The 1,007-nt window shown below is 69.6% G+C and carries 2 protein-coding genes; both read right to left on the bottom strand.

The window, feature by feature from the left end:
- Positions 1-566: HesA/MoeB/ThiF family protein (locus G6027_RS15690; RefSeq protein WP_346995770.1), on the bottom strand; the 566-nt coding region annotated here is incomplete at its 3' end.
- A partial coding sequence (locus G6027_RS15685; RefSeq protein WP_182637975.1) for a DUF3152 domain-containing protein occupies positions 563-1,007 on the bottom strand: 445 nt, incomplete at its 5' end. The genes G6027_RS15690 and G6027_RS15685, both read right to left, overlap by 4 nt.

The raw sequence follows: 1,007 nt of genomic DNA, 5'->3' as shown, positions 1-1,007 counted from the left end.
GGTGCGGGCGGGCGCGACCAGAACACCGCGAGCTGGGCCCGGAAGCGGTCGATGGTCCCCCAGATCACCGGGATCCCGGCGATCTCGCAGGCGTCGGAGACGAGGTATCGCGTGGCGAAGTTGTCGCTGCCGTCCATCACCAGGTCGTGTCCCTCGAGGAGGGCGCCGATGTTCAGTGCGTCGAGCCGGGAGTGGACCGCCTCGACCCTCACCCCGGGTGCCAACTCGGCCAGTCGATCCCGGGCCGACTCGACCTTGGGACGACCGATGGCCGGCACGGAGTGGATCACCTGCCGTTGCAGGTTGCCGAGGTCCACCTCGTCGTCGTCGATCACCGTGATCCGCCCGACACCCGCCGCGGCGAGGTACATCAGGACCGGCGCGCCCAGGCCCCCCGCCCCCACCACGAACACCGACGCGGCGCGCAGACGACGCTGCCCCTCGTCACCGATGGCACCCAACAGCAGATGCCGGGAATAGCGCGTGCGCTCCTCCGCCGACAGATCCGGCGCCGGATCCACGAGCGGGGGGAGCGCCCCGGATGCGCCGCCGGTCACGGGGTTCACCGGACCACCGGCGGGCCGTCGGGGAACGGCCACGCGTTGTAGAGACAGGTGTCATCGTTGTCCGGGACCACACCCTCGTTGTCGAGGAGGAAGATCTCGTTGTTGGAGACCCCGAGTGTCTGCTGCATCATGATCGGCGCGAGCGCTCCGTCCGCAGGGCACGGCTCGTGATCCGGGTAGCCGATGGCGTGGCCGACCTCGTGGTTGACGAGGTACTGACGGTAGGACCCGATGTCACCCTGGAAGGACCGGGCACCACGGATCCACCGGGCCAGGTTGAGGTAGACCCTCTCGGTGGACGGGTTGTAGCAGCTGGTCTCGAGCTCGATCTCGTAACCGCAGAACTCACGGACCGTGACGGGGCTCGCGAGGGTCACCCGGAAGGCGGGCTCGTCGCGGGACGTGCGCTGGAACGCCACCGCCCCGTCCGCGGTCCAGCTC

The organism is Dietzia sp. SLG310A2-38A2, assembly GCF_014145095.1.
Classification (GTDB): Bacteria; Actinomycetota; Actinomycetes; order Mycobacteriales; family Mycobacteriaceae; genus Dietzia.
This window is presented reverse-complemented; position numbering and strand designations above follow the sequence as displayed.